This is a genomic window from Serratia sp. CY32780, assembly GCF_052169135.1.
Lineage (GTDB): Bacteria > Pseudomonadota > Gammaproteobacteria > Enterobacterales > Enterobacteriaceae > Serratia > Serratia sarumanii.
Genome location: NZ_JBJNLI010000005.1, coordinates 240,429 through 265,439, shown reverse-complemented (window position 1 = coordinate 265,439; position 25,011 = coordinate 240,429). Strand labels below are relative to the sequence as shown.

The 25,011-nt window shown below is 59.7% G+C and carries 24 protein-coding genes; 14 read left to right on the top strand and 10 right to left on the bottom strand.

Translation table 11 applies throughout. The features are described 5' to 3' along the window. On the top strand, positions 1 to 1,215 hold a 1,215-nt coding region (locus tag ACJ8HH_RS20345; RefSeq protein ID WP_442520245.1), incomplete at its 5' end, for a transketolase-like TK C-terminal-containing protein. A gap of 50 nt (positions 1,216 to 1,265) precedes the next feature. Here the strand turns inward: ACJ8HH_RS20345 and nudK are convergent. Further along, positions 1,266 to 1,841: a GDP-mannose pyrophosphatase NudK gene (nudK, locus tag ACJ8HH_RS20340; RefSeq protein WP_033635486.1), complete on the bottom strand. Its 576-nt coding sequence runs from the start codon at positions 1,839 to 1,841 to the stop codon at positions 1,266 to 1,268. A gap of 234 nt (positions 1,842 to 2,075) precedes the next feature. Between nudK and ACJ8HH_RS20335 the strand changes: the two genes are divergently transcribed. The 3 genes from ACJ8HH_RS20335 (at position 2,076) to ACJ8HH_RS20325 (ending at position 6,450) form a co-directional block, all read left to right on the top strand. Next, a complete protein-coding gene (locus ACJ8HH_RS20335; RefSeq protein WP_139340198.1) occupies positions 2,076 to 3,722 on the top strand; it encodes a M60 family metallopeptidase in 1,647 nt (548 codons plus the stop codon). A gap of 257 nt (positions 3,723 to 3,979) precedes the next feature. Next, complete coding sequence (narQ, locus tag ACJ8HH_RS20330; RefSeq protein WP_060452039.1) at positions 3,980 to 5,656, top strand: nitrate/nitrite two-component system sensor histidine kinase NarQ; 1,677 nt, start codon at positions 3,980 to 3,982, stop codon at positions 5,654 to 5,656. Between the two features lie 161 nt (positions 5,657 to 5,817). Continuing rightward, positions 5,818 to 6,450 carry a response regulator gene (locus ACJ8HH_RS20325; RefSeq protein ID WP_060452038.1) on the top strand — a complete coding sequence of 211 codons (633 nt, stop codon included), beginning with the start codon at positions 5,818 to 5,820 and terminating at the stop codon, positions 6,448 to 6,450. 32 nt (positions 6,451 to 6,482) lie between these two features. On the opposite strand, the gene ACJ8HH_RS20320 is transcribed toward ACJ8HH_RS20325, so the two are convergent. After that, positions 6,483 to 6,761 (bottom strand): winged helix-turn-helix domain-containing protein, encoded by a 279-nt coding sequence (locus ACJ8HH_RS20320; RefSeq protein WP_004941750.1) that lies wholly within the window; start codon positions 6,759 to 6,761, stop codon positions 6,483 to 6,485. Between the two features lie 293 nt (positions 6,762 to 7,054). Between ACJ8HH_RS20320 and acrD the strand changes: the two genes are divergently transcribed. Next, complete coding sequence (gene acrD, locus ACJ8HH_RS20315; protein WP_197766303.1) at positions 7,055 to 10,192, top strand: multidrug efflux RND transporter permease AcrD; 3,138 nt, start codon at positions 7,055 to 7,057, stop codon at positions 10,190 to 10,192. A gap of 126 nt (positions 10,193 to 10,318) precedes the next feature. Here acrD and ypfM read toward each other — a convergent pair whose 3' ends face one another. Then, positions 10,319 to 10,378: a protein YpfM gene (gene ypfM, locus ACJ8HH_RS20310; protein WP_100396732.1), complete on the bottom strand. Its 60-nt coding sequence runs from the start codon at positions 10,376 to 10,378 to the stop codon at positions 10,319 to 10,321. Between the two features lie 284 nt (positions 10,379 to 10,662). On the opposite strand from ypfM, the gene ACJ8HH_RS20305 reads away from it, so the two are divergent. The 6 genes from ACJ8HH_RS20305 to ACJ8HH_RS20280 all read left to right on the top strand — a co-directional run bounded on the left by ACJ8HH_RS20305 (position 10,663) and on the right by ACJ8HH_RS20280 (position 14,801). Next, positions 10,663 to 11,094: a GNAT family N-acetyltransferase gene (locus tag ACJ8HH_RS20305; RefSeq protein ID WP_033635490.1), complete on the top strand. Its 432-nt coding sequence runs from the start codon at positions 10,663 to 10,665 to the stop codon at positions 11,092 to 11,094. Between the two features lie 531 nt (positions 11,095 to 11,625). Beyond that, positions 11,626 to 12,177 (top strand): LuxR C-terminal-related transcriptional regulator, encoded by a 552-nt coding sequence (locus ACJ8HH_RS20300; protein WP_033648805.1) that lies wholly within the window; start codon positions 11,626 to 11,628, stop codon positions 12,175 to 12,177. Between the two features lie 254 nt (positions 12,178 to 12,431). Next, positions 12,432 to 12,818, top strand: a complete 387-nt coding sequence (locus ACJ8HH_RS20295) for an ArsC family reductase (RefSeq protein ID WP_033648806.1) — start codon at positions 12,432 to 12,434, stop codon at positions 12,816 to 12,818. Further along, positions 12,815 to 13,942 carry a succinyl-diaminopimelate desuccinylase gene (dapE, locus tag ACJ8HH_RS20290; protein ID WP_033648807.1) on the top strand — a complete coding sequence of 376 codons (1,128 nt, stop codon included), beginning with the start codon at positions 12,815 to 12,817 and terminating at the stop codon, positions 13,940 to 13,942. Before ACJ8HH_RS20295 ends, dapE begins: the two co-directional genes overlap by 4 nt. Further along, positions 13,939 to 14,613, top strand: a complete 675-nt coding sequence (locus ACJ8HH_RS20285; RefSeq protein WP_033648808.1) for a M15 family metallopeptidase — start codon at positions 13,939 to 13,941, stop codon at positions 14,611 to 14,613. The genes dapE and ACJ8HH_RS20285 overlap by 4 nt, the downstream gene beginning before the upstream one ends. Before the next feature lie 2 nt (positions 14,614 to 14,615). After that, entirely contained in the window at positions 14,616 to 14,801 is a 186-nt protein-coding gene (locus tag ACJ8HH_RS20280) for a YpfN family protein (RefSeq protein WP_004941720.1), read from the top strand. Between the two features lie 30 nt (positions 14,802 to 14,831). Here ACJ8HH_RS20280 and ypfH read toward each other — a convergent pair whose 3' ends face one another. From ypfH to dapA, 6 genes are all read right to left on the bottom strand, one after another. After that, positions 14,832 to 15,521 (bottom strand): esterase, encoded by a 690-nt coding sequence (gene ypfH / locus ACJ8HH_RS20275; RefSeq protein WP_060419966.1) that lies wholly within the window; start codon positions 15,519 to 15,521, stop codon positions 14,832 to 14,834. 120 nt (positions 15,522 to 15,641) lie between these two features. Next, positions 15,642 to 17,630 (bottom strand): tRNA(Met) cytidine acetyltransferase TmcA, encoded by a 1,989-nt coding sequence (locus ACJ8HH_RS20270; protein WP_308319165.1) that lies wholly within the window; start codon positions 17,628 to 17,630, stop codon positions 15,642 to 15,644. A gap of 80 nt (positions 17,631 to 17,710) precedes the next feature. Further along, positions 17,711 to 18,574, bottom strand: a complete 864-nt coding sequence (gene ypfJ, locus ACJ8HH_RS20265) for a KPN_02809 family neutral zinc metallopeptidase (protein ID WP_033635497.1) — start codon at positions 18,572 to 18,574, stop codon at positions 17,711 to 17,713. A 209-nt stretch (positions 18,575 to 18,783) separates the two neighbouring features. Further along, positions 18,784 to 19,497, bottom strand: a complete 714-nt coding sequence (purC, locus tag ACJ8HH_RS20260; protein ID WP_033635498.1) for a phosphoribosylaminoimidazolesuccinocarboxamide synthase — start codon at positions 19,495 to 19,497, stop codon at positions 18,784 to 18,786. A gap of 170 nt (positions 19,498 to 19,667) precedes the next feature. Next, positions 19,668 to 20,720: an outer membrane protein assembly factor BamC gene (gene bamC, locus ACJ8HH_RS20255; protein WP_033648812.1), complete on the bottom strand. Its 1,053-nt coding sequence runs from the start codon at positions 20,718 to 20,720 to the stop codon at positions 19,668 to 19,670. Between the two features lie 16 nt (positions 20,721 to 20,736). Next, on the bottom strand, positions 20,737 to 21,618 hold the full coding sequence (gene dapA, locus ACJ8HH_RS20250; protein ID WP_033635499.1) for a 4-hydroxy-tetrahydrodipicolinate synthase: 882 nt from the start codon (positions 21,616 to 21,618) through the stop codon (positions 20,737 to 20,739). Positions 21,619 to 21,728: 110 nt separating this feature from the next. On the opposite strand from dapA, the gene ACJ8HH_RS20245 reads away from it, so the two are divergent. Both ACJ8HH_RS20245 and bcp read left to right on the top strand, forming a co-directional pair. Next, positions 21,729 to 22,334, top strand: a complete 606-nt coding sequence (locus tag ACJ8HH_RS20245; protein WP_369919484.1) for a glycine cleavage system transcriptional repressor — start codon at positions 21,729 to 21,731, stop codon at positions 22,332 to 22,334. 2 nt (positions 22,335 to 22,336) lie between these two features. Then, complete coding sequence (gene bcp / locus ACJ8HH_RS20240; RefSeq protein WP_033654587.1) at positions 22,337 to 22,801, top strand: thioredoxin-dependent thiol peroxidase; 465 nt, start codon at positions 22,337 to 22,339, stop codon at positions 22,799 to 22,801. 43 nt (positions 22,802 to 22,844) lie between these two features. Here the strand turns inward: bcp and ACJ8HH_RS20235 are convergent, their stop codons facing one another. Continuing rightward, the gene (locus tag ACJ8HH_RS20235; protein ID WP_033635501.1) at positions 22,845 to 23,921 is read right to left on the bottom strand and encodes an AI-2E family transporter; all 1,077 of its coding nucleotides are present in this window, start codon (positions 23,919 to 23,921) and stop codon (positions 22,845 to 22,847) included. 854 nt (positions 23,922 to 24,775) lie between these two features. Here ACJ8HH_RS20235 and ACJ8HH_RS20230 point away from each other — a divergent pair. Then, positions 24,776 to 24,988 (top strand): hypothetical protein, encoded by a 213-nt coding sequence (locus ACJ8HH_RS20230; RefSeq protein ID WP_033648813.1) that lies wholly within the window; start codon positions 24,776 to 24,778, stop codon positions 24,986 to 24,988. Positions 24,989 to 25,011 lie beyond the last annotated feature (23 nt).

The window sequence follows — 25,011 nt, the reverse complement described above, 5'->3', positions numbered from 1 at the left end:
CACGGCGCCGCGCTGGGCGCCGCCGAAGTGGCCGCCACCCGCGAAGCGCTGGGCTGGAAATACGCCGCCTTTGAAATCCCGCAGGACATCTACGCCCAGTGGGACGCCAAGGAAGCCGGTCAGGCCAAAGAAGCGGCCTGGAACGACAAATTCGCCGCCTACGCCAGGGCCTTCCCGGAGCTGGCCGCCGAGTTCAAGCGCCGCATGAACGGCGAGCTGCCGGCCGACTGGAAAGCCGACGCCAAGGCGTTCGTGGAAAAACTGCAGGCCAACCCGGCCAACATCGCCAGCCGCAAGGCGTCGCAGAACGCGCTGGAAGCGTTCGGCAAGGTGCTGCCGGAGTTCCTGGGCGGCTCTGCCGACCTGGCGCCGAGCAACCTGACCATGTGGTCCGGCTCGAAAGCGCTGAACGTTGACCCGGCGGGCAACTACATTCATTACGGCGTGCGCGAGTTCGGCATGACCGCCATCACCAACGGCATCGCGCTGCACGGCGGCTTCCTGCCGTACTCGGCGACTTTCCTGATGTTCGTGGAATACGCCCGCAACGCGGTGCGCATGGCGGCGCTGATGAAGCTGCGCAACGTGTTCGTCTACACCCACGACTCCATCGGTCTGGGCGAAGACGGCCCGACCCACCAGCCGGTGGAGCAGCTGGCAAGCCTGCGCGTGACCCCGAACATGAGCACCTGGCGCCCGTGCGACCAGGTGGAATCGGCGGTGGCGTGGCAGTACGGCATCGAGCGCAACGACGGCCCGACCACGCTGGTGTTCTCGCGCCAGAACCTGACCCAGCAGCCACGCACCGCAGAGCAGCTGGCGAACGTGTACCGCGGCGGCTACGTGCTGAAAGACTGCGCGGGCACGCCGGACGTTATCCTGATTGCCACCGGCTCCGAAGTGGGCATCACGGTGGAAGCGGCGGACAAGCTGACTGCGACGGGCCGCAAGGTGCGCGTGGTGTCGATGCCGTCGACGGACGCGTTCGACAAGCAGGATGCGGCGTACCGCGAGTCGGTGCTGCCGGCGGCGGTGACGGCGCGCGTGGCGGTGGAAGCGGGTATCGCGGACTACTGGTACAAGTACGTGGGGCTGAACGGCGCCATCGTGGGCATGACCACCTTCGGTGAGTCGGCGCCGGCGGAGCAGCTGTTCGCCGAGTTCGGCTTCACCGTGGACAACGTGGTGGCCAAGGCGCAGGCGCTGCTGAAGTAAGCGGCCTGGCGCCAGCCAATAAGAAAGCCGGTCATCGTGACCGGCTTTTTTTATGCCATCACCCGATGGATCTGCAAATACTGCAGCAGCATGATGGTCTTGCCGTCTTTAATGCGGCCGTCGGCGATCATCGCCACCGCTTCGCTGAACGGCAGTTCGATCACTTCAATATCTTCATCTTCAATGCCGCCGCCGGCCGCACGCCGCTCATCGTCATGGTATTCGGCGATAAAGAAGTGCACGATCTCGGTCACGCCGCCCGGCGACATATAGGCTTCGAAGATTTTCTTGACCTCGCCCACCTGAAAACCGGTCTCTTCCACCGCTTCGCGGCGCGCGCACTGCTCCGGAGAATCGGCGTCCAGCAGGCCGGCGCAGGCCTCGAGCAGCATGCCGCTCTCGTTGCCGTTGACATAGGTCGGCATGCGGAACTGGTTGGTCAGCACCACCGTGCCCTTGGCGCGGTTGTACAGCAAAATGGTGGCGCCGTTGCCGCGATCGTAGACCTCGCGCATCTGTTGCACCGAACCGCCGTTTTTGCGTTTCAGATCGAACGTATACTTATGCAGCACATACCAGTTGTCCGACAGCAGCTCTTTCTTCACATTCTCAATTTTCGACGACATGACCCTTTTTCCTTGAGTTGCAACCTGAAGATCATACCGCGATTACGCCGCGCCGCGGCAGACGATTTGCAACAAAACATCATCGGCCCCGGCGGCGGCCCGACCTGAAATCATCTTAAAGTAAGCACATCTAAGTAGCGGAAACCCTGAAAAAAAACCATAAGGGATAGCGCCACATCATCCTAATAACACGCGCCTATTTTATTTTTCAACGCCTCTTTAGGGAAAACCAACGTGAAACTGACTCATCGCTGCTTGTTACCATTAAGCCTTTTATTGATGGCCAGCGCCGGCGCTCAGGCGGCGGACTGCGCCAACGTGCCGGAATGGGCGGCTAAAACCTACGCCATCAAAGGCACCCAGGTCATAAAGGACAATACGCTGTTCGCCAATAAATGGTGGGCAGAAAAACACCATATCCCCGGCGTAGCCGGTTGGGTCGGCGAACCCTGGCAAAACCTCGGCCAGTGTGCCGCCCAGGAGACTCCCTGGTGGCAAGCCTATGCCGAGCAGGAGGGATTCAACGATGCGTTGCGTTACATCGGCACCAGCCTGGATGCGCTGAATCAGGACGCCGAACAGGCGCTGGCGGACTCGCAAGATGCCCGCACGCCGCTGTATTGGCTCAAACGCACCATGCAGATGTACCCGTCAGACACGCCAAATGTCTACCGGCTGCCGATCATTCACGCCGCCAGTTGGTACAACTCCTTGTATGGCAGCATGGCGCGCGGAATTTTCTTCTACACCCGCACGCTTGGGAATCAGGGCGACAGCGTCACGATAAAGGCCGGAACTATTCCGGCAGGCAGCTCATGTTTTGCGGCGACCAGCGCCCGTTTCGATAACGTTGACAACATCTACTCGAACAAACGAAAGCTTGATGCCAACAAGGAGACCACTTATACCTTCGCGCAAACCGGCGTCCTGGCCTTAGGCTGCAGCCATCCGCAAAAACAGCAAAACGGCGAATTTGTCCGGTTAGAGGTGAGCGGCGGTGGCGACAGCAACCTGCACATTCTCGGTCAGAATACGCAAGGCGACTGGGAGCAACAGAAGGCCGGCGCCGGCATCCTGGGCGGCGCCGTGTTGTATGACGGTAAATCCAATCACTTCGTACCGAAGAAAATCACCGACAAAACGCAGGAGATCATCAATAAATCGCTGGGGGAAAGCCTCAGCATCGCCGCGCTGTATGAAGCGGTGAACGGCATGGACGGCACCCACGAGATGTTCACGGCATCACAGGGTTCCCTGTTCCTCAACTACAGCAAATGCTGCAGCGCCGAATACCGCGAGGGCGCGGTCAACGTCGGTTTCTTCGCCGACAAGACCACCCGCGCCAACGCCGCCCACTGGGGACTCTGGCACGAACTGGGGCATGAGAACGAACCGCAGTGGGAATACAACGTATTCCCCGAAGTGCAGGTCAACCGTTATTCGGTACTGGCTTGCCGCCTGTTGTCGGAACGCAACGATTTCGACTATGGCTCAACCTGCAAACTGGGCGCCGACAAGGAGTGGGATCGGGATGCGGTGCGTAAGTTCCTCGCATCAGAAGTGCGCTATGACGAATTCCCGAAGAAGCAGCATGATGTCGCGCTGGGTTTTTTTACCCATCTGTTGCACGCTTATGATGAATCCTTTTTCCCGCGGATTAATCAGGAACGGCTGAAGCAGACTTTCGCGGCGCCGGGTAACACCATGCAGGATAAATATAAATACGTTTTCGGCACGCCGCAGAAGGTCATCGACTTCAGCGTGGTCGTCTACAGCCGGGAGGCGGGGCAGGATCTGCGCGAGTACTTCACCCGCTGGGGGCTGCGCTTCAGCGACTACGCAGCGAAGCAGGTGGCCGCGATGAATCTGCCGACGCCCTGAAGCTCGGCAATAAAGCGCCCCCAGAAACAGGGGGCCTTCTGCCTGATTTCATCCGCGCTAAAGGCAAATCTTCAGAGAAAACCGGCCCGCCGCTGAACATCGGCGGGCATTTCGCTATTCATTTGATTATACGACGACAATTGTTCCCGTTTTGTTGACAACTTGATACAAATCGCGGTGCATTTTAGTTGCAAAAGTTATAGTTTTGCTTTCGAATGAAACTGGCGAAGCGCCTCACCTGAGAGAAGGATCCGTGATTGCTTGTTAAACGTTCCGTGACCGGCAGCCTGGCCAGAGCGCTGTTCGGCATCGTGATACTGTCGGTGCTCGCCACCGGGTTGGCGTTGACCACCGTCGCCGGCAGCCAGAGCGACGCCGAAGCGATCAATATCGCCGGTTCGCTGCGCATGCAAAGCTACCGGCTGGCCTTCGATCTCGACCAGCAGAGCCCGGAGCTGGAGCTGCACCTGCAGCAGTACCGGCAATCTTTACAGGCGCCGGCGCTGCAAAAGCTGGCGCGGTTTTACGTACCGGCCGAGGTGCGGAATCACTATCTGGCGCTGCAACGGGCATGGCAAACGATGGAGCGCCAGATCCGCGGCGGGCAGGCGGCTGCCTACCGGGCGGAGGTCGCCGGCTACGTCAACCGCGTCGATCATTTCGTTTCTGCCCTGCAGCGCTATTCCGAGCTGAAACTCACCCTGGTGGCCGCCGTCAGCGTGATCGGTTACACCGCCATCATTGGCCTGGTGCTGTTCTGCATTCGCTTTATGCGCCGCCAGGTGGTCACGCCGCTGCAGCATCTGGTCGACGCCAGCCAGCGCGTGCAGCAGCGCGACTTCAGCCACCCGCAGCTGGACGTGGCGCTGCCGAACGAGCTCGGCGTGCTGTCGCAAACCTTCAGCGCCATGTCGGACGAGCTGGCCCGGCTCTATCAGTCGCTGGAGCTGAAAGTGCAGGAAAAGACCCGGCGCCTGCAGCAGGCCAACGAAACGCTGGAGGTACTGTATCGCTGTTCGCAGGCGCTGAGCGTGCGCCAGATCGATCAGCAGGCGTTCGAGAATGTGCTGCGCATCGTGCGCCAAAGCGAACGGCTGCGCTGCATCCGGCTGAACGTGGCGGACGACCACGGCCAGTGGCAACTGAATGAAGGGGAACCGGCGCCGACGCAAGCCTGGAACACGCTGCCGATCACCCAGAGCGACAAACCGCTGGGCGAGCTGCGTTGGCAGCCCGAGGCGCACCCGCCGCATCCTCATCTGATGCAGAGCCTGGCCAACATGCTGGGCCGCGGCGTCTACTTCAACCGGGCGCAAAAGCAGCACCAATATTTGCTGTTGATGGAAGAGCGCGCGACCATCGCCCGCGAGCTGCACGATTCGCTGGCGCAGACGCTGTCGTTCCTGCGCATTCAGCTTACGCTGCTCAGGCGCGCCACCGATGCGCCGGCGGCGCAGGTGATTATCGACGATTTCGATCGCACGCTGGCCGATGCCTATCGCCAACTGAGAGAATTACTGGCCACCTTCCGTCTCAATATTCAGGAGGCGGACCTGAACGCCGCGCTGGAGCAGCTGTTGCAGCCATTAAAGGCTCTAACCCCCGCGCGGATTCAGTTACACTGTCGGCTACCTTCGCAGGCGCTCAATGCCCAGCAGCAGGTGCACGCGCTGCAGATCGTGCGCGAGGCGGTGCTCAATGCCGTCAAGCACGCCGGGGCGAATGAAATCACCCTGTGTTGCGAAGTCAACGCCGCAGGCGACAACGTATTCAGCATTATCGACGACGGTTGCGGCATCGCCAGTCTGGAGGAACCGGAAGGGCACTACGGCTTGACCATCATGAGCGAACGCGCGGCGCGATTGGGAGGAACGCTGCACATTCGGCGCAGAAACGGCGGCGGCACGGCGGTCTGCCTGACATTCCCGCCCTGACCTCGCCGCTGTTCACTTTGCGTTACGGCTGCCGCCGGGCAGAAGGCCGCCCGGGGAGGTTTGCGGCGAAGATTGCCGCTATTTTTGAAGAGACAGTCCCACTGTGAAGCACGCCCCAGGGCGCGTTTGAGTGGCTTTACTTGCTACAGGGAGCATATTTCATGGTGATGAAGCAATACCGAGTCATGATCGTTGACGATCATCCGTTGATGCGGCGCGGCATCAAACAACTGCTGGGACTGGATGCGCGATTTAGCGTGGTGGCAGAGGCCGGCAACGGCAGTGAGGCGGTTGCGCTGGCACTGCAGCACACGCCGGACGTGATCTTGTTGGATCTGAACATGAAAGGCATGTCCGGGCTGGACACGCTGCGGGCCCTGCGCGACGAAGGCGTGGATGCGCGCATCATCGTGCTGACGGTTTCCGACGCGCGCAGCGATCTGTATGCGCTGATCGACGCCGGCGCAGACGGCTACCTGCTGAAGGACAGCGAGCCGGAACAGCTGCTGGAACACATCAGCGCCGCCGCCGAAGGGCAGAACGTGATCAGCGACGCCATGGCCGACTATTTGCTGGCGCGCGGCGAGCAACGCGATCCCTTCGCCGCCTTGACCGAACGCGAGCTGGACGTCTTGCAAGAGGTGGCGCGCGGCCTGTCCAACAAGCAGGTGGCGGCGCAGTTGCATATCTCTGAAGAAACCGTGAAGGTGCACATCCGCAACATACTGCGCAAGCTGGACGTGCGTTCTCGCGTGGCGGCGACGGTGATGTACCTGGAGCACAAAAGTCAATGATCGCCCCGCCCCGGCCAATGCGCCGGGGCAGCTTACTCGATGGCGCTGAGCAGCGCCTGATGATGCTGGTGCACCCAGCTCTTGTTGAACGGCCCCCAGCTTTCCAACTGATAAAAACCGTCGTTGTTGCGCACGCCCTGCTGCACGAACTGCAGCTCGACGCCCATGCCGGGCAGCGCCTTCAGCACATCCTGCAACGTGCGGCGCGGCCAGCCGGTCAGCGCCATCAACCGCGGCACATTGGGCCGCTCACTGTGGCTGATCAGCCAGCACAAATAAAGCCGACGGGCAAATACCGGGTTAATTCCCATGCCAAGCTCCTGCTGTAAGGTAAGTCCAGTTTTTACTTTCCGGTTCCCTGCGGCGAAGAGATGCGCAAGGCCTTTGATAGTAATAAAAATGTCTTAATAGCGTACAATTACCGACGCCAGTACACCCACGCCGTTTTCCGCTACCGTTATTTACACTATCTCCTTTTTTTCTCCACGCTTTCCTCGGCTATCCCGAGTAAAGTGCAATAGCGCCGGAATCCTTCCCTGCCGCTGAAATGCATAATTCTGATGCGTTTTAAAGATAGAACAAGTCATAACGAGGTTCGCGCTGCATGGCCAATTTTTTTATTGATCGCCCGATTTTTGCCTGGGTGCTGGCAATTATTCTTTGCCTGACCGGGGCGTTGGCGATTTCTTCCCTACCGGTAGAACAATACCCGAATTTGGCGCCGCCGAACGTGCGCATCAGCGCAACTTACCCAGGTGCTTCGGCGCAAACGCTGGAAAACACCGTTACCCAAATCATTGAGCAGAATATGACCGGCCTCGACAACATGATGTATATGTCGTCGCAGAGCACCAATACCGGCCAGGCCACCGTCACGCTGACGTTCGAAGCCGGCACCGATCCCAACGAGGCGATGCAGCAGGTGCAAAACCAGCTGCAGGCGGCGATCAAACGTCTGCCGCAGGCGGTGCAGAATCAGGGGGTCACGGTGTCGAAATCCGGCGACACCACGCTGATGATGGTGGCGTTCGTCTCCACCGACAACAGCATGGACAAGCAGGACATTGCCGATTACATCGTCTCCAACCTGCAGGATCCGCTCAGCCGCATCAACGGCGTCGGCAGCATGGACGTGTACGGCTCGCAATACGCCATGCGCATCTGGCTCGATCCCAACAAGCTCAACAGCTACCAGCTCACGACCCAGGACGTGGTCAAGGCCATTCAGTCGCAGAACGCCCAGGTGGCGGTCGGCCAGCTGGGCGGCACGCCGTCGGTCGACAAGCAGGCGCTGAACGCCACCATCAACGCCCAGTCGCAGCTCCAGACGCCGGAACAGTTCCGCCAGATCACGCTGCGGGTCAATCAGGACGGCTCGCTGGTGACGCTGGGCAACGTCGCCACCGTCGAACTGGGCGGCGAGAATTACAACTACCTCAGCCGCTACAACGGCATGCAGGCCGCTGGCATGAACATCAAGCTGGCCTCCGGCGCCAACGAACTGCAGACCGACCAGCTGGTGAAGGACAAGATCGCCGAGCTGTCGCAGTACTTCCCACACGGGCTGGAGGCCAAAGTGGCCTATGAAACCACCCCCTTCGTCAAAGCCTCGATCAAGGACGTGGTGAAAACGCTGCTGGAAGCCATCCTGCTGGTGTTCCTGGTGATGTATCTGTTCCTGCAGAACTTCCGCGCCACACTGATCCCCACCATCGCCGTGCCGGTGGTGCTGCTGGGCACCTTCGCCATCCTTTCCGCCTGCGGCTTCAGCATCAATACCCTTACCATGTTCGCCATGGTGCTGGCGATAGGCCTGCTGGTGGACGACGCCATCGTGGTGGTGGAAAACGTCGAACGCGTGATGAGCGAAGAAGGCCTGCCGCCGCGTGAAGCCACGCGCAAATCCATGGGGCAAATCCAGAGCGCGCTGGTCGGCATCGCCCTGGTGCTGTCGGCGGTGTTCGTGCCAATGGCGTTCTTCGGCGGCACCACCGGCGCCATCTATCGCCAGTTCTCCATCACCATCGTTTCCGCCATGGTGTTGTCGGTGCTGGTGGCGATGATCCTGACCCCGGCCCTGTGCGCCACGCTGCTCAAACCGATCGCCAAGGGGCACCATCACGGCAAGCGCGGCTTCTTCGGCTGGTTCAACCGCATGTTCAACCGCAACGCCGAACGCTATGAGCGCGGCGTGGGGCGCATTCTGCACGCCAGCGGCCGCTACATGGTGATTTATCTGCTGTTGCTCGGCGGCATGGCGCTGCTGTTCATCAAGCTGCCGACCTCGTTCCTGCCGCAGGAAGACCGCGGCATCTTCACCGTACAGGTACAGCTGCCGGCGGGCTCGACCCTGCAGCAAACCTCTAAAGTGGTGGAAAAGGTCGAGCAGTATTTCCTCACCGAAGAGAAACAGGACGTGTTGTCGGTGTTCGCCATCATCGGCTCCGGGCCGGGGGGCAACGGCCAAAACGTGGCGCGTCTGTTCGTTCGGCTGAAAGACTGGGATCTGCGCACCTCGGGCGCCAACAGCTCGTTCGACATCATCGATCGCGCCACACTGGCATTCAACAAGATTAACGAAGCGCGGGTGATCGCCAGCAGCCCGCCGGCGATCACCGGCCTCGGCAACTCCTCCGGCTTCGACATGGAACTGGAAGATCACGCCGGGTTGGGGCACGCTAAACTGATGGCGGCTCGCGACCAACTGTTACAGCTGGCGGCGCAAAATCCGCTGCTGTCGCGCGTGCGCCACAACGGCCTGGACGACAGCCCGCAGCTGCAGATCGATATCGATCAGCGCAAGGCGCAGGCGCTGGGCGTGTCTATCGACGACATCAACAATACCCTCTCCACCGCCTGGGGTTCGACCTACGTCAACGACTTCGTCGATCGCGGCCGGGTGAAGAGAGTTTACGTGCAGGCCGCCGCGCCGTTCCGCATGCTGCCGGAAGACATCAACAAATGGTATGTGCGCAACAGCGCGGGCGGCATGGTGCCGTTCTCGGCCTTCGCCAGTTCACACTGGGAATACGGCTCGCCGCGGCTGGAACGCTATAACGGCAACTCGGCGCTGGAAATCGTCGGCGAGGCGGCCAACGGCGTCAGCACCGGCACCGCCATGGCGGAAATGGAAAAACTGGTCAGCCAGTTACCGACCGGCTTCGGGCTGGAATGGACGGCGCTCTCCTACCAGGAACGCTTGTCCGGCTCGCAGGCGCCGGCGCTGTACGCCATCTCGCTGCTGGTGGTGTTCCTGTGCCTGGCGGCGCTGTATGAAAGCTGGTCGATACCGTTCTCGGTGATGCTGGTGGTGCCGCTGGGGGTGATCGGCGCGGTCGCCGCCACCTGGCTGCGCGGCCTGGAGAACGACGTTTATTTCCAGGTCGGCCTGTTGACCATCATTGGGCTGTCGGCGAAAAACGCCATTCTGATCGTCGAATTCGCTAACGAGCTGAACCACAAAGGGCAGGATCTGATGTCCGCGACGCTCGACGCATCACGCATGCGTCTGCGGCCGATCCTGATGACTTCGCTGGCGTTCATCTTCGGCGTGCTGCCGATGGCCACCAGTAGCGGCGCCGGTTCCGGCAGCCAGCATGCGGTCGGCACCGGGGTGATGGGCGGCATGATCTCCGCCACCCTGCTGGCGATTTTCTTCGTGCCGCTGTTCTTCGTGCTGGTGCGCCGCCGCTTCCCGGGCAAAGCGCATCCGGCAGGCAATACGACGGCCGCCGGGGAGTGATAGCCTGGGCATAAAAAAAGCAGCGTCGGGTTACCGATGCTGCTTTATTTCGAACGATAATCTCGTTCCCAAGGTGTTTCAGTGACTTTCCAATGACTCAACCTTGCCATCTGCTTCAACGCTGTGTCAGTTGCCCAACATCTCATCAATGAAATCTTTCCAGTTTCCTAATTCACGATCAACCATAATACTTTACAACCTCAATTATTTGACGAAGCGGATTCTACGCCTGTTTTTTGACCATGTGAAGGGAAACGGGAACGATGCCGGGCCCGGAAACCGGGCTTAGCGCACATTTTCGTATTTATCTGATCAATGTTTAGTGCTGCTATTCCCTTGTGATATCAATTTCTCCGCGGTAGCGTGTAAAAGGTATAAAAATACGACAATGGAGCGCCGACATCCGCGGGTATCAGCGCGCCATTCGGCACTATGCCGCCGACCTCAGTCTTATTGGTTAGAGGAAAACGATGGAAATTATCACCGACCCAAACCGCCGCGCCATCGACTGGCAGCGGCTGTGCGAATTGCTGGAGGCCGCCGGGCTGGGTAAGCGCGATCCGCACACCCTGCGGCGCGTTTACCAACACAGCCAGTTTTGCTATTGGGGGTTTATCGGCGACGAGCTGATCGCCACCGCGCACGCCATCAGCGACCTGACCTCGGTCGCCTACCTGGCCGACGTGGCGATCGATCCGCGCTTTCAGGGGCAAGGGCTGGGGCGCAGGTTGATGGATCGGGTGATGCAAGATTTGGCGCCGCTCGGCAAGATTTTCATCTATTCCGTGCCGGAAAAACTGGCCTTCTATAAAAAGTACGGCTTTCACGATTTGACCACCGGCATGGTGTATGCGGACGGCGCCTCACTGCAACGGTTGCAAAACGGCGGTTATATCCGCTGATCATCTTGATCAAAATACTTTTCTCAGCAGAATACAGCTGACGATATGCTTGAGACAGATAAAACGCTTAGCCAAAACGCCCCAGAAAAAACACACACTCTCTTTTAACTTTTTATTTTCACTATTATTCACCTCTGCAACCATGAATGAGAAAACGTTTGAACTTCCTGTCAGAGATATTTCTTAGTCATTAGACCTCTTACAAAGATATCACGAACCAAAAGATCGGTAAAAACGATCGAATATTAATTTACGATAGGAATAATCTATGATATTTCCTTTTAATTATCCTTGATTGATAGCTGGCATCTATTTAAAAGCCTCTACCCCTCTTGCGGCACTTTTTATTACTCCTATTTATCTCTTGATTATCAATCAAATAAAAAACAAACTGACTAAACCAGCGGTATAGGTAAATGTTGAGATTCATTACCGGAAATAATTCAACATTTAATTATTTCGATTATTTCTATTTTTATACTTTAAGATAATCGTCGCCACCGGGAATAAAAAATAAAGGATTATAATAATATGAAGATCGATATTTTCAGCGAATGTACCTATACCATTATCGGTATCAGACAACTGATAAATCAAACATGGTCAGAAAAAAACACGCCAGCCGACTTTAACCGCAGAAGGGTCTGCTTTATCGATGTCACCCTCGCCAATTTTGAAGCGCGTTACCGCGATGAATATGCCAACCCCAAAACCTACAAAATAGTCATTATTACCGACTGCCCGCATGAGATGGTGATTGTCGACAATAAGACCATTATATTATCAAACCTTATATCTTTAAGCCGTTTCAGCCACCTGATCGGCGATTTATATACGCGCTACAGTCACTATACCGAGCCGCCGCAGCTCTCCCGGCGCGAGTCCCTTTTCCTGTCGGAGTGGTCGACGGGAAAATCGCTGACCGATATCAGCAACGCTATGAATATAAGAAACAAAACCGCCAATCATTACAAATCGAGAATCATGAAAAAGCTTGGCGCCAGCAGAATAAAACCGCTGTTGCATATTACCCGCGTACGGTGTTTAACCGATCGTTTAAATATAAAAATTAATAAAGAATAGTTCCTCTGAGCCCAGATCCGCATTGGCGGCTGAACGCGTTCGCCGACGTCTTTTACAAGCACCGTCGGCGAAGTCTGCCGTTCAACCACATTGCCAACCTCTCTCCCTGGTGCTCAATCGCATCTCGCGCGCATCGTTGTCTGGATCTCGCCGCCGCTTTACTGGCATTATCTCTGCTATCGCCGGGCGGCGAGAAGGCCTAAGACCGCGCCCGCCGCCCAGTATCGACTCGACGAGACAGGTAGCTTTACGCCATGGCAAACAAACCGCAACAGACAACGCTGACGATGTACGGCATCAAAAACTGCGACACCATCAAGAAAGCCCGCCGCTGGCTGGAAGATCAGGGCGTGGCCTATCATTTTCACGACTACCGCGCCGACGGCCTGACCGAACAGCAGCTGCGCGGTTTCGTCGCGCAACTGGGTTGGGAGCCGCTGCTCAATACCCGCGGCACCACCTGGCGCAAGCTGGATGAAGCGCAGCGCAACGCCTGCGATAACGCCGACGCCGCCATCGCGCTGATGCTGGCGCAGCCGGCAATCATTAAACGCCCGCTGCTGGACGACGGCAACGGCCGCGCCCTGCTCGGTTTTAACGCCGACGCTTACCAGCAATTTATCGCCGAGGTCGCCGTATGACTTGCCCGGTTATCGAACTGGCCCAGCAGCTGATCAAGCGCCCTTCCCTCAGCCCGAATGACGAAGGCTGCCAGCAGCTGATGATCGATCGTCTGCAGGCAATCGGCTTCACCGTCGAAGCGATGGACTTCGAAGACACCCAGAATTTCTGGGCCTGGCGCGGCGAAGGGCAAACCCTGGCGTTTGCCGGGCACACCGACGTGGTGCCAACCGGCGATGAAAAGCGTTGGGACAACCCGCCGTTTGAACCGGCGATCCGCGACGGCATGCTGTATGGCCGCGGCGCGGCGGACATGAAAGGTTCATTGGCCGCAATGGTGGTGGCCGCCGAGCGATTTGTCGCCGCCAACCCGGATCACCGGGGCCGCCTGGCATTCCTGATCACCTCGGATGAAGAGGCCAGCGCCACCCACGGCACGGTTAAGGTGGTCGAAGCGCTGATGGCGCGCAACGAGCGGCTGGATTACTGCCTGGTCGGCGAGCCGTCCAGCACCGAGCGCGTCGGCGACGTGGTGAAAAACGGCCGACGCGGCTCCATCACCGCCAACCTGCATATCCACGGCGTACAGGGGCACGTCGCCTATCCGCACCTGGCGGACAACCCGGTGCACCGCGCCATGCCGGCGCTGAATGAACTGGTGGCGATCGAATGGGATCGCGGCAACGAGTTCTTCCCGCCGACCAGCATGCAGATCGCCAACGTGCAGGCCGGCACCGGCAGCAACAACGTGATCCCGGGCGATCTTTATGTGCAGTTCAACTTCCGTTTCAGCACCGAGCTGACCGATGCGATGATCAAGCAGCGCGTGGAAGAGCTGCTTGAACGCCACCAGCTGAACTACAGCATCGAGTGGCGGCTGTCCGGCCAACCGTTCCTCACCTCGCGCGGCGCGCTGGTGGATGCGGTGGTCAACGCCGTCGAGCACTATTCTGAACTGACGCCGCAGTTGCTGACCACCGGCGGCACCTCCGACGGCCGCTTCATCGCGCAGATGGGCGCGCAGGTGGTGGAGCTGGGGCCGGTCAACGCCACCATCCACAAGGTCAACGAATGCGTCAACGCCGCAGATCTGCAGCTGCTGAGCCGCATGTATCAACGCATCATGGAGCAATTGGTCGCATGATCAACGCAGAGATGCTCACCGGCCGCTCAACCGAACACCTGGCGCCGCTGAGCGGGAACCATCGGCTGCAGCCGCAGGCGGTCAACGCCTTCCTGGCGATGCAGCAGGCCGCGCGTGAGGCGGGATTCGATCTCCAACCCGCCAGCACCTTCCGCGATTTCGACCGGCAGTTGGCGATCTGGAATGGCAAATTCTGCGGCCAGCGGCCAGTATTAGATAAGGACAGCCGCCCGATCGACGTCGCGCCGCTGCCCGCCGCTGAGCGCTGTGAGGCGATCCTGCGCTGGTCGGCTCTGCCGGGCGCCAGCCGCCATCACTGGGGCAGCGATCTGGATGTGTACGATCCGTCGCTGCTGCCGGAAGGGAAAAAGCTGCAGCTGGAGCCGTGGGAATATGAAGAAGGCGGTTACTTTGCGCCGCTCAACCAGTGGCTGACGGCGCATATGGCCGAGTTCGGTTTCTACCGCCCCTTTACCGAAGACAGCGGCGGCGTGGCGGTGGAGCCGTGGCATCTGAGCTACCGGCCGCTGGCGCAAGAGGCCGAACGCTTGCTGACCCCGGCGCTGTTGCTGGCGGCCTGGCAAGACAAGGAGGTCGCCGGTGCCGAATGGCTCGAACGCCATCTGCCCTCGATTTTTTCGCGTTTTATACGCAGTGAAGTAAAGGAGTAGCTATGCAATGGTTAGCTGATTACTGGTGGATTATCCTGCTGGTTCTGGTGGGAATGGTCGTCAGCGGCATCAAGGAACTGCGCCGCGTCGACGTGAAAAGCTATCTGGCCAACAAGCCGGAGATACCGCCGCACCGCGACAATAATGCCCAGTGGGATGACGAAGACGACTGGCCGAAAAAGAAATGACACCAGGGCGCTTATCGGCGCCCTGAGTTTTTAGCGAAAGGCGATCAGCTCGCCGCGCTTGCCGGACAATGCCTCGTCCCAGTAGCGCTGCGGCACATAATAATGCAGCCTTTCCAGCGCGGCGTTCATCATGCCCTGGTTGATCGCGTGCCCGACGTTTTCCTCTACGTCCAGCGTGAAATCGGCGCCGCCGGCCCGAAGCGCTTCCGCCGCCGCGTGAGCGTGTTGCACCGCGATCACCGCGTCCTCTGCACCGTGGATCAAATGCACCACGCTGTCGCCGAAAGCCTGTTCAGGCAGCTGGGCGAAACGCCCGCTGAACGCCACCACGCGCCCGGCCAGCCGGGTTTCCGCTTTCAACGCTTCCAGCGCCATAATGGCCCCTTGCGAGAACCCCACCAGCGCCGTGCCGGCATAGCCCACGCCGCTCAGTTGCTGCCAATGGCGCACCACCGCCACAAACTGCGGCATCACGTCTGCAATACGGGCCGCGCGGTTCTCTTCGGTCACGTCCTGCACCGAAAACCACTGGCGCCCGACGCCGTTGCCAAACGCTTCGGGGCCACCGATGCTCACCACCTGCGCCTGAGGAAACTCTTTGGCGAAGTAGCTGCCGATCTCCCCCATCGCCACCGGGTTGTCGCCGACACCGTGAAACAGCAAGATCAGCTGCGCCGCCGGGGTCGCCGGGCTTTGGACAACGAAATGCTCATGTTTCATCGATGACTCCTTAATAGTAACCAAACCTGGTGCGAGGACAGTCGCCGCCGCACCGCTGACAGTGACTATACGCCGTTGAGAAAGCGGGAAAATCGGGTTTTATTGAGCGAGTTGTTCAATTTATTGCAACGACTGCGCCCAGTCGCGCCAGTAGCGGCAGTGCTGCGCATTCAGCTGTTCCAGCGCCTGCGCCGTTTCGTGCCGCCAGTGGCGCAGCAAGGCTTTCTGGCCGCTGACGCCCGCCTGCTCCGCGCAGGCCGCAGGGGATTGCCGCCGCTGCAGATGGCCGCGCAGCGCGGGCAGCGGCAAATTGCTGGCCAACAGCAAACGCTGCAATGCCCCCAGGCTGGCCTCCAGCGGCCGATGGGCGAAAGCGAACCCGGCCAGCTCGCGCCAGTCCTCTTCGCCGAGCGACGTATCGCCGTCGTCGCCCGGGATCGCCAGCGCGAGCTCGATGCGCTGCCGCAACCAGGGCCAGTCGCGCGCCAGATGCTTGTGCGCCGCGTGCCGCAGTGCCTCCCCTTGCTCGCTCAAGGGTAAAATAGCCATCGCGGTATAGCAGCCGCTGCTGGCCTCCGGCTTGCTGCCGATGCGCACCAGCTCGAAACCGCAGGATTGCCAAAAGCGCCACAGCGGCTCGGTATAGCCGAAGCTGACCGACAGGAAATCCAGCCCCTGCGCCTGGCGGCGTTGCCGTTCGATCAGCTGACGCGCGATACCCTGCCGCCGCAGCGCCGGCAGCGTCGCGATGCGGGTAATGCGCCTTGAACGCAGCGTCGGCGCCCACCATTGGCCGCCGTGCGCCGCCAGCGACTGCGCCACCAGGTTGCCGCGCGGCCGACGGCGGCCGGCCCACACATCGTGCGCCAACTCGGCGCTCAAGCCGCCTTCGTCCACCAGCCACACGGCGCCGACCACCTCTGGCCCGGCCTGCGCCAGCCCGTAATGCATGCCGGGCGCATCCATCAGCCTGCGCAAGTCCAGCGGCGAGGTGCGGTAATGCGCGCTGCTCAGCAGGGCGTAGAAACGCGCCAGCCGCTGCGGATCGGCGCACAGCTCACGCTGCTCTGCCTGGCTGTAATCGATCGCCTGGCCATCCGCCGGCCAGGCGGGCAGCTCATTGAACAACAGCGCATTGTCCGTGACCCGTTCCAGCGCATCGCCCTGTGCCCAGCGCATCGGCTGTTGCAGGCTCAACGCCTGATAAGACGGCAGCCCAGCGCAAAACTTCAGCAGAAAACCGCGGCCGGTGCCCTCATACCCCTGCACCGTGGTGGTCAGCAGCACGCGCGGGAAATAACCGATCAGCTGCTGCAACAGCGGCGCGGGGATCGCCGCCGCTTCATCCACCAGCAGCCAGCCCACGGCGCCGACGTCCCCCTCCCGACACTGCGCCAGCAAGGCATCAGGCGCCCAAAACTGCGCGCGCCCCTGCGCCCATTCCCCGGCTACCTCCGTGGCGGCGCGGCTCGGCCCGGTGATCCAACAGGTCAGCGGCGACTGCGCCACCAGCATGCCGGCCAGCGTCGATTTGCCGCGGCCGCGGGCGGCGGTCAGCACCCACACGCCGGATTCGGCCTGCAGCAGCGCCGTCAAGATCGCCTGTTGCTCCCCGGTCGGTCGGCCATCCGGCGGCAGCCAACCCTCACGCGCCGGCAGCGCGGCCAGCGTCAGAGGCTCATCCTGCCGCCAGATCGTCACTTCTCGGTCGTCGGCCAGGTGCTGCTGCAGATGGTGAATGAAATGCGGGGTGGTGATCGGCTGTGGGCAATCGCTCCAGCGCAGGCTGTCGCCGTCCGGCAGCTGAGGCCATTGCCGCCAGGGCGGCGTCAGCAGCAGCAGCCAGCTGCCGGCGCGCAGTGCGCCGCACAGCGCCGCCAATGCCTCCACGTCCAGCGATTGGCCGGCGTCGAACACCGCGTGCAGCCGTTCCTGCCCCAGCAGTTGGCGCACCGCGCCGCTCGCCAACGCCGTCAGGCCGGGCGGCGAGTTTTCCCCCACCCACGGCCAGTCGCCCGGCAGCGTCGCCGCCAGCCGCTGTGCCTGTTCGCGGCACCAGCCGGGTTCACCGCTGAGCACCAGCAGGCGCCGGATGCCCTGCCGTCGCATGAGTTGTTGCGCTGCCTGTAACATAAGGCTGTATCTCAATCCGAAAAAAATGCCGGAGTCAGGCTCCGGCACTTGAGGCGTTAACGGGATGCAAAGGTGTTGCAGGTATTGGGATCGCCGCTGTCGAAGCCCTGCTTAAACCAGGTGTAGCGCTGCTGCGAGGTGCCGTGAGTGAAGCTGTCCGGCACAACGCGACCCTGACTCTGCTGCTGCAACCGATCGTCGCCAATCGCCTGCGCGGCATTCAGCGCCGCCTGCAGATCGCCCTCTTCCAGCATCTGCTGCTTCTCGGCGTATTTGCCCCACACCCCGGCGAAACAGTCCGCCTGCAGCTCCATTTTCACCGACAGACGGTTCACTTCCGCCTGGCTGGCGCCCTGCTGCATCTGGCGCACCTTGGGCTCGATGCCCAACAGGTTCTGCACGTGGTGGCCGACTTCGTGCGCCACCACATAGGCCTGAGCGAAATCACCGCCGGCGCCCAGCTTGGTTTTCATGTCCTGATAGAAAGACAGATCGATATACACCGTTCTGTCACCCGGGCAGTAGAACGGCCCCATTGCCGCCTGACCGGTGCCGCAGCTGGTGCGCGTCACGCCGCGATACATCACCAGCTTCGGCGGTTGGTAGGTTTTGCCCATGCGCTGGAAAATCTCTTTCCAGTTGTCCTCGGTCGAGGCCAGCACCACCGAGGTGAATTTGGCCAGCTCATCATCTTTCGGACTGATGTTGGCGCTCTGTTGTTGCCCCTGCGGCGCAACGTTACCGCCGTTCAATAGCGGCGACAGATCGATGCCGTAATAGCCGGCCACCAGCACCACCACCAGAATGACGATGCCGCCCTTGCCGCGCACCGGCACGCGGAAGCCGCCGCCGCCCAAACCTGAAGATTGCCCGCGACGATCCTCAACATTGTCACTTTCCCGACGCCCTTGCCAACGCATAAATATACTCCAGATATTTCCCCTGCTCGTTGAAGTTGCGCCGCGATGGTAAGCACAAAGGCAGCTTCAAGCCTGAGTGGGATAGGTTTTAGTCATCTCGCATCCATTATTATAAATGGTCTGCCGCAGAGGAAATGTAGAAATTTTCTGGAAAAACGCAGAATAGCGGGACGATCCGGCCGGATCGCCCCGAATGGCGGTGCCGACGCTTAGTCGAGCTTCACGCCGATGCGGCGCGCCACTTCTTCATAGGCTTCGATCAGGCCGCCCAGGCTTTGACGGAAACGGTCTTTGTCCATCTTGTCCAGGGTGTTTTTGTCCCACAGGCGGCTGCCGTCCGGCGAGAACTCATCGCCCAGCACCACTTCGCCGTTGAACAGGCCGAACTCCAGCTTGAAGTCGACCAGGATCAGGCCAGCGTCGTCGAACAGCTGGGTCAACACGTCGTTGGCGCGGTAGCTCAGCTCACGCATGCGCGCCAGATGCGCTTTGCTCACCCAGCCGAAGGTTTCGCAGTAGGATTCGTTGACCATCGGATCGTGCATGGCATCGTTTTTCAGGAACAGATCGAACAGCGGCGGGTTCAGCACCAGGCCTTCTTCGATGCCCAGACGCTTCACCAGCGAACCGGCGGCGCGGTTGCGGATCACGCATTCCACCGGCACCATGTCCAGCTTTTTCACCAGCACTTCGTTGTCGGACAGCAGACGCTCCATCTGGGTCGGGATGCCGGCTTCTTCCAGTTTGCTCATGATGAAATGGTTGAACTTGTTGTTCACCATGCCTTTGCGATCGAACTGCTCAATGCGCTGACCATCCAGTGCTGACGTATCGTTGCGGAACTCCAACACCAACAGATCGGGATTCTCGGTGGTGTAAACGGTTTTTGCCTTTCCGCGATACAGCTCAGCTAGCTTTTGCATCTTACTTACTCCAGTGATGTATCCCCGATGTCTCCCGAGCGCGGCCCGAAATTAGGGGGTATAGAATTGACCTAATGAATTCTTTGGCGTGCCGGGCACTATTGTGCCAAACCTGCGACGCAAACGATACCGTATAGACAAAACAAAAAGGGGCCGCAGCCCCTTTTCGATTAGTTAACGCTGGTTTTACTGAAGGCAGACTGGAATGCCGCCACCAGTGCGTCGTTTTTCGACTGGGTCAGCGGTTTGCCTTTCGGATCGATGAATTGCAGGCTGGTGCGGTTGTTGAGATCGCCGACCTGCAGCTTGTAATCCCCTTCCGCCAGTTCAGGATCCTTGACGCCCAACGCATCCCAATCGCTGCTGCTCAGGGACTTGTAGGTCACGGCGACGGTGCCCTGCGGACGGCTGCGGTCACCCACTTTCATCCCCAGTTTTTCGAGCGCCGGCGGCAGGCGATCCCACACCACGGTGTACGGGCCGCGCACCACCAGCATCGGCAGGCCGGTGTCATCGGCGCCGCTCTGCACGTCCAGCGCGCCGAAACGGCTGGCGGTCTGGCTGCTCGCCAGGTTGTCCTGCTTGTCCAGGCCTTCGATCAGGGTGTTGATCATCATGCCGTTGTAGCGCTGGATCTCAGACTGATCGGTCACCTGTTCGGTCTTGCCCTGCTGCTGCAGGCCAACGCTTTTCACTACCAGCGCCTGCTGGTAGCCCTGTTGCTGCACGCTGATCTGATAACGGCCTTCGTACTGGTTGTCTTCGTCCAGACGGTTCCACTTCACCCAGTCGGTGGTCAGGGTCTGACCGGCGTCCTGGCGCGAAGCGATCGCGATGTTCTTCGCCTGCAGCAGGCTGACCACGCGCGACCACAGGTTCTGGTTCTGCGGGCTGTTTTCCAGCAGCAGCGTGCCGCTGTCGCCGGCGTATTGCGCGCGAGAACCGCTCAGCAGCGCCAACGGCTGCACCGGCGGACGAATGTCCAACTGCTTGCCGACGTTGCCTTGCAGCGTCGTGGCGGGAACGTCATAGTTGCCGCTCTGCACCGGCAGGATCATGCCGGACGGCGCGTTCAGCGCCTTGAGCGGAGCCGCGTCGAGGTAGGCCTCGTCGCCGCTGACCTGGCGCTTGTAGCGCTGATCGCTGCTGCAGGCCGCCAGCATCATCACCAAAGAGATGCCCACTACTTTTGCTACCGTCGACTTTTGCAATGAATAAGCCATCAAATTTCCCTTAGAGTTACAGCAAACCGACGCTTTTCAGCGCGCGCTCCACCACCGGGCGGGCGGCTTCGCTCAACGGCGTCATCGGCAGACGCAGCGTATCGGTTGCCATCAATCCCAACGCCTTACAGGCCCACTTCACCGGAATTGGGTTTGCTTCTACAAATAGATCCTGATGCAACGGCATCAAGCGCTGATTTAAGCGGCGCGCCTGCGCAAACTTGCCCTGCGCCGCCAGCGCGCAAAGTTCCGCCATCTCGCGCGCGGCCACGTTGGCCGTCACGGAAATCACCCCTTTGCCGCCCAGTTGCATGAAGTCCAGCCCGCTGGCGTCGTCGCCGCTCAGCAAAATGAAGTCTTCATCGTCAACCAGCACTTGGATCTGACTAACGCGACTTAAGTTCCCCGTCGCTTCTTTTACAGCAACAATATTCTTGATTTTCGCCAGCCGAGCGATGGTCGGCGGCAGCATGTCGCAGCCTGTGCGCGAAGGCACGTTATACAGGATCTGCGGCAGCTCGGTGCTCTCGGCGATCGCCTTGAAGTGCTGATACAGCCCTTCCTGCGTCGGCTTATTGTAGTACGGCGTCACCGTCAGGCAGCCCACCACGCCGGTGTTGGCGAAGCGGGTGGTGAGCGCGATGGCTTCGGCGGTGGCGTTGGCGCCGGTGCCGGCGATCACCGGAATGCGGCCGTCGGCCAGCTCCAGCGTCTGCAGCACCACGTCAACGTGCTCGTCATGGGCAAGCGTTGCGGACTCGCCGGTGGTCCCTACGGAAACGATCGCCGCGGTGCCACTGGCTACATGATAATCGATCAATTTTTTCAGGCTCGCGCGATCGACAGCACCTTTGTCGTCCATCGGCGTAACCAGTGCAACAATACTTCCCGTAAACATTGGCCGTCCCCTCCACAAACAAGTCACTCATGGTACTTTTGCTGCCTATCCAAAAGCAAGCGCACAACCGCGTTGTAAGCGCTTGGCAGGCGGTTTTTTTTATGTTTACCATGGTAACCCCATTAAGCACGACAGGAAGCGCTATTTTGCCTCAGTCAGACGAACACTATCTCGTGATTACCGCGCTCGGCGCCGACCGCCCCGGAATCGTCAATACCATCACCCGCCACGTCAGCAGTTGCGGATGCAATATCGAAGATAGCCGTCTGGCCATGCTGGGAGAGGAGTTCACGTTCATCATGCTGCTGTCCGGCAGTTGGAACGCCATCACCCTGATCGAATCCACCCTGCCGCAAAAAGGCGCGGAGCTGGATCTGCTGATCGTGATGAAACGCACAAACTCGCACGAAAGGCCGCCGATGCCGGCCACGGTGTGGGTGCAGGTGGAAGTGAAGGACTCGCCGCACATCATCGAACGCTTTACCGATCTGTTCGACTCCAGCCAGATGAATATCGCCGAACTGGTCTCGCGCACGCAGCCGGCGGAGGGCGACCTGCCGCCGCAGCTGTATATCCAAATCACCGCCCACAGTTCCGGCGATCGGGACGCCTCAAATATTGAGCAAGCCTTCCATCGCCTATGTACAGAATTGAACGCGCAAGGCAGTATTAGCGTGGTGAACTATCCACAGCATGACGAGAAAGATGGAGAGTAGTGATGAGCCCATTGAAAGCCGGTGACACAGCGCCGAAATTTAGTTTGCCTGACCAGGACGGTGAGGAAATTAATTTGGCCGACTTCCAGGGACAGCGAGTTTTGGTTTACTTCTATCCGAAGGCGATGACGCCGGGCTGCACCGTGCAAGCCTGCGGCCTGCGGGACAACATGGACGAATTAAAAAAGGCCGGCGTCGAAGTGCTGGGCATCAGCACCGACAAACCGGAAAAACTGTCGCGCTTCGCCGAAAAGGAGCTGCTCAACTTCACGCTGTTGTCTGATGAAGATCATCAGGTGTCGCAACAGTTTGGCGTGTGGGGCGAGAAAACCTTCATGGGCAAGACCTACGACGGTATTCACCGCATCAGTTTCCTGATCGATGGCAAAGGCAAGATTGAAAAAGTGTTTGATGATTTCAAAACCACCAATCACCACGACATCGTTTTGAACTACCTGCAGCAGTAAATCTCACGAAGCGCAGCGGCCTGCTGCGCTTCGTTATTCCCTCTCAGCCGGCCTCGTCTTCCACCTCGACCCGCAGTTCATCCGGCCAGGCGTGAATCACCGCCTTCACCAGCGTCGCCAGCGGAATGGCGAAAAACACCCCCCAAAAGCCCCACATCCCGCCGAACACGATCACAGAAAGGATAATCACCAGCGGATGCAGGTTGACCGCTTCGGAGAACAGGATCGGCACCAGCAGGTTGCCGTCCAGCCCCTGCACCACCAGATAGGCGACGATCAGCGTCCAGAAATCGGCGCCGACGCCCCACTGGAACAGCGCCACCACCACCACCGGTATGGTGACCAGCACCGCGCCGATGTAGGGGATCAGCACCGAGAAGCCCACCAGCACCGCCAGCAGCAGCGAATAGCGCATGTCCAGCACGGCGAACACCAGGTAGGTCGCCACGCCGACAATCACCATCTCCAGCACCTTGCCACGAATGTAGTTGGTGATCTGCTGATTCATCTCGTTCCAGACCTGCCCCGCCAGGCCGCGATTGCGCGGCAGCACGCGGCGCACCGCGTTCAGCAGCTGCTCTTTGTCTTTCAGCAGGAAGAACATCATCATCGGCACCAGGATCAGGTAGATAGCCAACGTCAGCAGGCCGACCAGCGACGCCAGCGAGAATTTCACCACCGACTCGCCCATGCCGGACAGCCGGCTGCGCAGGTTTTCCGCCATCATGTCGATGATGCCGGCATCCACCAGCGCCGGGTAACGCTTCGGCAGCGTCGCGGCGAAGTTATAGAACTGGTTGAGCATGCCCGGCAGATCGCTCATCAGATTGATGCCCTGTTGCCAGGCGGTTGGCGCGACGACGAACACCAGCAGCATGGCGACGCCCGCGAACACCAGCAGCATGATGCTCGCCGCCCAGGTGCGCGAACAGCCGATGCGCTGCAGGCGCGCGGTCGGCCACTCCAGCAGATAGGCCAGCACGATGGCGACCAGCAACGGGGTCAGAATGCCGTGCAGAAAATAGAGAATGAGGAAGCCGGCAACCAGGATCACCAGCAGCGCGATAGCCTGCGGATCGGTGAAGCGGCGGCGGTACCACTGTAATAACATCTCCAGCATCAGAGCGGGCTCCTCGAGGTTTGACGGGCGGGCATGGCGATTCCTGTGATGGGCGTGATTAAAGCATAGATAGAACGGGCGCACGCGAGGTGTGCAAAGCACTCAGAGTACTCAAAGTTCGCCATACATCAACCGCAATTTGGCTGATTTTATCGCGTGGGCAGGCGATCGGCGCAAAAATCCGCAGACGCGGCGACAGGCGCGGTGAGCGGCCCCGAACGGGGCCGCGGAAGATTACAGCGAGGTACTGATAGAAAGGGGCGAACCGACCGCCAATGCGAACAACAGCACACAGCCAATCGCGATCGCCGCCGCCAGATCATTTTTCATTTTCCCATCCCCTGATGCTTAAACTGATTATCGTCACGAACTCTGTCGGTTCTTGCATTGCGGCCTTTTCTGATGCACGTCATTAAAAACCCCCGCCGCAGCGGGGGAGAAAACGTTCTGGTGCATCAAGTGTTACAAGGAGGTCATGAGGGATTGCTAACCCTAAATGACTATTTCAAGCTAGGATTATTCCCAGAGCATGGCAAGCGATCGCGTCGAGGTTATCCGCACTTTGAGATAAACCTCATAAAAAAATCCCGCACGGCAGCGGGATGAAGGGATGATAACGTCATGAATTTTTTATGCGGACAATGAGGCGGTATTGTCGTCATTTGGCGACAATACCGCGCCGGCACGGCGGTCACAAGGGAAATTTGGCCACGGTGAGGAAATCAGAATTTCGCCACTGCACGCGATCGTGCGCCCGCCAGCATCAACGAAAAAATGAGATTTTCGTCAGACAGCCGCCGGGCAAAAACCGGTAGCATGGCCGATATCATCCCAAACGCCGTAGGGGAAAAAAGATGAACAGCAAACCGTGTGAATTTGATGAAGCCATCTGTCTGGCGATCGGGCGTGGCGTTTGCGAAGTCGTGAAGATAGGGGATGAAATCAGCGTCTTCTCCCTGCTGGAAGCCATCGAGAGCTTCATCGAACGGCAGGCGCTCAGCGAAAGCGAAATCGCGGCGGCGGACGACGCGCTGGATCTGATCAGCGTGCTCACCCATCGGTCATAGTGAAAAACGATCCCCCGGTGACG

Excerpts from the sequence above, each read along its gene's own strand:
- nudK (WP_033635486.1), bottom strand. The coding sequence starts at position 1,841 with ATGTCGTCGAAAATTGAGAATGTGAAGAAAGAGCTGCTGTCGGACAAC.
- ACJ8HH_RS20270 (WP_308319165.1), bottom strand. The coding sequence starts at position 17,630 with ATGCGACGGCAGGGCATCCGGCGCCTGCTGGTGCTCAGCGGTGAACCC.
- purC (WP_033635498.1), bottom strand. The coding sequence starts at position 19,497 with ATGCAAAAGCTAGCTGAGCTGTATCGCGGAAAGGCAAAAACCGTTTAC.
- acrD (WP_197766303.1), top strand. The coding sequence starts at position 7,055 with ATGGCCAATTTTTTTATTGATCGCCCGATTTTTGCCTGGGTGCTGGCA.
- ACJ8HH_RS20285 (WP_033648808.1), top strand. The coding sequence starts at position 13,939 with ATGATCAACGCAGAGATGCTCACCGGCCGCTCAACCGAACACCTGGCG.
- ACJ8HH_RS20320 (WP_004941750.1), bottom strand. The coding sequence starts at position 6,761 with ATGGGAATTAACCCGGTATTTGCCCGTCGGCTTTATTTGTGCTGGCTG.
- ACJ8HH_RS20295 (WP_033648806.1), top strand. The coding sequence starts at position 12,432 with ATGGCAAACAAACCGCAACAGACAACGCTGACGATGTACGGCATCAAA.
- dapA (WP_033635499.1), bottom strand. The coding sequence starts at position 21,618 with ATGTTTACGGGAAGTATTGTTGCACTGGTTACGCCGATGGACGACAAA.
- dapE (WP_033648807.1), top strand. The coding sequence starts at position 12,815 with ATGACTTGCCCGGTTATCGAACTGGCCCAGCAGCTGATCAAGCGCCCT.
- ypfJ (WP_033635497.1), bottom strand. The coding sequence starts at position 18,574 with ATGCGTTGGCAAGGGCGTCGGGAAAGTGACAATGTTGAGGATCGTCGC.
- ACJ8HH_RS20305 (WP_033635490.1), top strand. The coding sequence starts at position 10,663 with ATGGAAATTATCACCGACCCAAACCGCCGCGCCATCGACTGGCAGCGG.
- bcp (WP_033654587.1), top strand. The coding sequence starts at position 22,337 with ATGAGCCCATTGAAAGCCGGTGACACAGCGCCGAAATTTAGTTTGCCT.
- ACJ8HH_RS20300 (WP_033648805.1), top strand. The coding sequence starts at position 11,626 with ATGAAGATCGATATTTTCAGCGAATGTACCTATACCATTATCGGTATC.
- ACJ8HH_RS20230 (WP_033648813.1), top strand. The coding sequence starts at position 24,776 with ATGAACAGCAAACCGTGTGAATTTGATGAAGCCATCTGTCTGGCGATC.
- ACJ8HH_RS20280 (WP_004941720.1), top strand. The coding sequence starts at position 14,616 with ATGCAATGGTTAGCTGATTACTGGTGGATTATCCTGCTGGTTCTGGTG.
- bamC (WP_033648812.1), bottom strand. The coding sequence starts at position 20,720 with ATGGCTTATTCATTGCAAAAGTCGACGGTAGCAAAAGTAGTGGGCATC.
- ACJ8HH_RS20235 (WP_033635501.1), bottom strand. The coding sequence starts at position 23,921 with ATGCTGGAGATGTTATTACAGTGGTACCGCCGCCGCTTCACCGATCCG.
- ACJ8HH_RS20325 (WP_060452038.1), top strand. The coding sequence starts at position 5,818 with ATGGTGATGAAGCAATACCGAGTCATGATCGTTGACGATCATCCGTTG.
- ypfH (WP_060419966.1), bottom strand. The coding sequence starts at position 15,521 with ATGAAACATGAGCATTTCGTTGTCCAAAGCCCGGCGACCCCGGCGGCG.
- ACJ8HH_RS20245 (WP_369919484.1), top strand. The coding sequence starts at position 21,729 with ATGGTAACCCCATTAAGCACGACAGGAAGCGCTATTTTGCCTCAGTCA.